We start from the raw sequence: 4,678 nt of genomic DNA, 5'->3' as shown, positions 1-4,678 counted from the left end.
GAAATACGGTATTCTGATGTGACAAAACCTGAATCCTGGTCGTTAAAGTGTTTGTTTGCACTCATATTTTAACTGTTAGGACTCAGGTTTTTTTATTTAAAGCAAACTATGGGACAGCAGTGACCCAAGGGTTCCTTTTTTTATCAGCAATAAAGCTTATTCTTCTTCATCTGGATGTTTTGCTAAATGGATCGACGCTAAGATCAATCCGCCCCAAAGCAAAACAATTGAAATGATCATCATGATTAATGCAGATGTATTCATGTTATTTCTCCTCTGGATTTTGGTCTTTCATGCAACTAAATACAATCGCACCAAGCACAAAGATCGCAATGACTAAACCGGCTACAGGCAATAACACGTCTACCGGATAACCACCATAGCCTTTAGATGCAACGTCTTTAATGGTTAAGCCTAAAGCCACCAATAATGAAAGCGGAGTAACAACCGTTAATAAGAAGTTCCAACCGAAGCCCAATTTAATACTTGAATATTGATTTACATGATCACGTAATTGCGCAAGCAATGGACGACGGAACCAAGACACCAAGATAATCGAGAACAAACCACCCGCTACAATACCAATGTTATTGGCAAAGTAGTCAATGATGTCGACGAAAGTAATCGCACTGTGGGTTGAGAAAATTAATGTCGATACAATGGCAGAACCACCCGCAACAATCGTTACAGCTTTTTTACGTGACCAACCCAATTTATCTTGGAACGATGCGATTGGCACTTCCAAAATACTCACCATTGACGTAATACCCGCCACAGCAAGTGATGAGAAGAACAAGAAACCAAATAAATCACCGCCAGCACCCAAGCTCGAAATGATTTTTGGGAAGGCAATGAAGGCCAAGCCAATACCACCTGAAACAACTTCATTTACAGGTACACCTGCACTATGCGCCATAAAGCCCAATGCTGCAAAAATACCAATACCCGCTAAGATTTCAAATGATGAGTTAGCTAATGCAACCACAACACCTGAACCAGTCAAGTTGGTTTTTGCTTTTAAGTAAGACGCATAGGTCAACATGATCCCGAAACCAATCGATAACGAGAAGAAGATATGACCAAAGGCTGCTAACCATACTTTATAGTCAGTCATCGCATCCCAATTTGGTGTAAAGAATGCATTTAGACCTTCTGTAGCACCCGGTAAACGCACTGCTTGAATCACTAAAATCGAGAACAAAATCACCAACAATGGAATAAAGATTTTATTCGAAAGCTCTACACCCTTCTTCACACCACCATATAAAATGAACATGGTAATCGCCCAAACAATCACCAATCCAAAGAATAAGGTCGGTACAAAACCAAAGGCAATTCCATCGGCATTTTGCAAGTAAGTATTAAAGAAAAAGCCTTGAGTATCTTCACCCCATTTTTGACCGATTGAGTAGAAAATATAACTGCCGGCCCATGACAATACACTGGCATAGTAGATCCCGATGATGAGTGTCACCATCACTTGCCACCAACCTAATGCCTCACTGTTCATAAGTTTTTTATATGCAGTTGGCGGAGCTTTTCGGAATTTATGCCCCACTGCATAATCTAAGAATAATAAAGGCAAACCCGCTGCAAAAATTGCAATTAAATAGGGAATTAAAAATGCACCGCCACCATTTTCATATGCTACGTAAGGGAAACGCCAAATGTTTCCCAAACCTACAGCGGAACCAATAGCGGCAATGATAAATCCTGATCGTGCCGACCAGTTTTCACGATTATCTGACATAGAACACCTAAACCTCAGGCATCTTTAACTGCTGCTTGTTATGGTTATATCGCGAGCAAAAAAAGAACCATAAAAATAAAATTCTGGGTGTTTGATCTGGTGAGATACCTTGTGAGCGTCTATACCAAATTGCAAACAGAAAAATCACATGCGCATTTTGGTTAAAAACACCACAAATAACTTTCCCTTTGTATGAATTAACAATACTCACTTTTTTTAAGTTTTTCTGTAATTTCTACGGCAAATATTCCATTTTTATAATATGTTTAAGTTTAAATGTTCATTTAATCAGCTTATTTTTCATACAATTTAAGTTATCAATAATATAACTTTTAGGAATGTTTTATTTCCTATTAAATTTTTAAAGTTATTTCACTCGATAATGTCCGGTAATTTGATAGGCATGCAAAAGATCTTCTTCCTGTGTACCCTCTCCAATATTATGGATGATGAGTGGAACATCGCTAGCTTTCACTTTACGATCTGAAACCACGCCGATATGCACTAAACCACGCCCTAAGTCCCAAGTGACAATATCTCCCGCCAAGTACTGCTTATCTTTGACAACATAGCCCTGACGTTGCATCCAAGTTTGAATATTGGGAACACGTCGATGATCAATATTTTTATCGGTTCCTTTTAAGCCCCATTTTTGTGGATACTGCTTAAAATTGGCTTTCATATCTTCATGAATGGCTTGTTGTAAATCAATCCCTTGCTGTCGTAATGCACGAATTACCACGTCGGTACAAACACCCTTGATTAAAGGGACATCTCCCATCGGATAACGCAGTGCAGTATACGCAGGATCATAATATAAGGTTTTCCCAATTTGACTGCGTGCATCCGTCACCATTTGAGTGGCGTTAAAAGCAAAGACAGCCATATTCACGGTCATCAAACTGACCCATAATAAAATTCGTTTCATTTTTTCTTATTCACTTTAGATTTTTGAAATGATTCAAAAACTGGGCTTCGAACAGATCCATGCTGAACCAAGCCCATGTTTAAACGACTACAGTTTTATTGCCAATACGCGTTCTTCTTGCATATCTCGAATGGCAGACTGAATTCCTTCACGGCCTAAGCCAGAATCTTTTACGCCACCATATGGCATGTTATCAACACGGAAAGATGGAATGTCATTAATAATCACCCCACCGACATCTAAGTGATTCCACGCATACAGCATTTTATTCAAATTTTGCGTATAAACGCCCGCTTGTAAACCAAAACGGCTGCTATTAATTTTGGCGATGCCTTTTTCAAAATTTTTGTATTTCTCTAAAATCGCTACAGGGCCAAAGATTTCATCTTTATACACTTCTAGTGATTCATCGACATTTTCCAATAAAATTGGATCGAGCAATGCACCCTGATGTTCACCACGAACCAATGCTTTGGCACCTTTTTTTACTGCTTTATCGACCCATTTATGCACGCGTGTTGCTTCCGCTTCCTTAATCATTGGACCGACCATGGTGCTTTCCAACTGAGGATCAGCCGCTTTAAGCTGCTTCATTCTCGCCACAAGTTTTTTCTTCACATCGGCATAGATATCGGCATGCACCAAGATGCGTTGTACGCTGATACACACCTGCCCTGCATGGTTATACGCCCCACCCACTAAGCGCTCAATAAATGCTGCTGAAATTTCAGTATCGGGCTCAACCAATACCGCAGCGTTGCCACCGAGTTCCAAAGTCACTTTTTTACGTCCCGCACGCGCTTTCATATCCCAACCCACAACATCGGAACCGGTAAAGCTGAGCAGTTTAAATCGGTCGTCTGTGACTAATACATCTGCATGTTCCCGTGGACAAGGTAAAACCGAAAAGGCACCTTTAGGTAAATCTGTTTCTGCTAAAACTTCCGCAATTTTTAAAGCTGAAATAGGCGTCAAACTTGCAGGCTTCAACACAAATGGACAGCCTGCAGCAATGGCAGGTGCAATTTTATGCGCAGTAAGATTGATCGGAAAATTAAACGGGCTGATCAACGATACAGGGCCTATCGGCACATGTTTGACCATGCCTTGATATCCAGATGCTGCTGCGGTAACCGCCAATGGGATCATGCGACCATCATCCATCTGTGTGACAGCATCAGCAGCAATTTGAAAGGTATTGATTAAACGTTCAACTTCAGCAGCTGCGGCTTTACACGGTTTTCCACCTTCCGCAATTAAAATTTCAGTCAATTCTGCACGCATTTCATTAAAACGTTTAACACAGTGCAGTAAGATTTTTTGTTTTTGAAAAGGTTCCAATGCCGCCATTGCAGCGCTAGATTTAACCGCTGAATCAATGGCTTTTTCAATGGTTGCAGCATCTGCGAGTGCAACGCGTGCATATACGTCTTGGGTATATTTTTGATCCACTTCTAACCACTGATCGGTAGTCGCTGCTTTACCTGCAACATAGAGCGGATAATCTTTTATATCTTGTACGGCTTTGGACATGACGATATTTCCATGATCTTGAGACATTATTGATAAATGTGAATAAATCTATGCCTCTATCATGCGCTGACTGAGCACAGAGTTCACTATATTTAAGTAACAAAATGAACCACAAGCCTCAAACTTGATTACTTATACGCCCTGAACTTCATCCCCTATTTTCAGATCTCGGCTTGTACTGAATAACGAATGATCGAGTCTCTATATAACGATGAAATTAAATTAGAAAAGCAATTTAAAATATTAAATCTCATTATTTATCAATTTTTTAATCAATCATTCAACCTAAATTCAATGATAAGAATTATGAGTACAACATAAAAAAAGCCCATCAAATGACTAATGCCAGTCAGTTAAGCAAATTTTAGTAAAATGTAGTAAAAATGAGTGTATGTGAATACGCTCATTTTTTTATGTCTTTATCTGAACATTTAGAATCCACTCTTGAACATTCTCTCCCATCACTC

At 39.5% G+C, this 4,678-nt stretch carries 4 protein-coding genes; all 4 read right to left on the bottom strand.

Annotation, left to right across the window (positions count from 1 at the left end; all coding sequences use genetic code 11):
* Window positions 1–156: 156 nt before the first annotated feature.
* Complete coding sequence (locus FTT72_RS15890; RefSeq protein WP_180178682.1) at window positions 157–264, bottom strand: methionine/alanine import family NSS transporter small subunit; 108 nt, start codon at window positions 262–264, stop codon at window positions 157–159.
* Window position 265: 1 nt separating this feature from the next.
* Window positions 266–1,750 (bottom strand): sodium-dependent transporter, encoded by a 1,485-nt coding sequence (locus tag FTT72_RS15885; protein ID WP_180178681.1) that lies wholly within the window; start codon window positions 1,748–1,750, stop codon window positions 266–268.
* 367 nt (window positions 1,751–2,117) lie between these two features.
* Complete coding sequence (locus tag FTT72_RS15880) at window positions 2,118–2,678, bottom strand: DUF1287 domain-containing protein (protein WP_180178680.1); 561 nt, start codon at window positions 2,676–2,678, stop codon at window positions 2,118–2,120.
* 87 nt (window positions 2,679–2,765) lie between these two features.
* Window positions 2,766–4,211 carry an aldehyde dehydrogenase family protein gene (locus FTT72_RS15875; protein ID WP_180178679.1) on the bottom strand — a complete coding sequence of 482 codons (1,446 nt, stop codon included), beginning with the start codon at window positions 4,209–4,211 and terminating at the stop codon, window positions 2,766–2,768.
* Window positions 4,212–4,678: the final 467 nt, after the last annotated feature.

The organism is Acinetobacter sp. YH01005 (assembly GCF_013420465.1).
Lineage (GTDB): Bacteria > Pseudomonadota > Gammaproteobacteria > Pseudomonadales > Moraxellaceae > Acinetobacter > Acinetobacter amyesii.
This window is presented reverse-complemented; position numbering and strand designations above follow the sequence as displayed.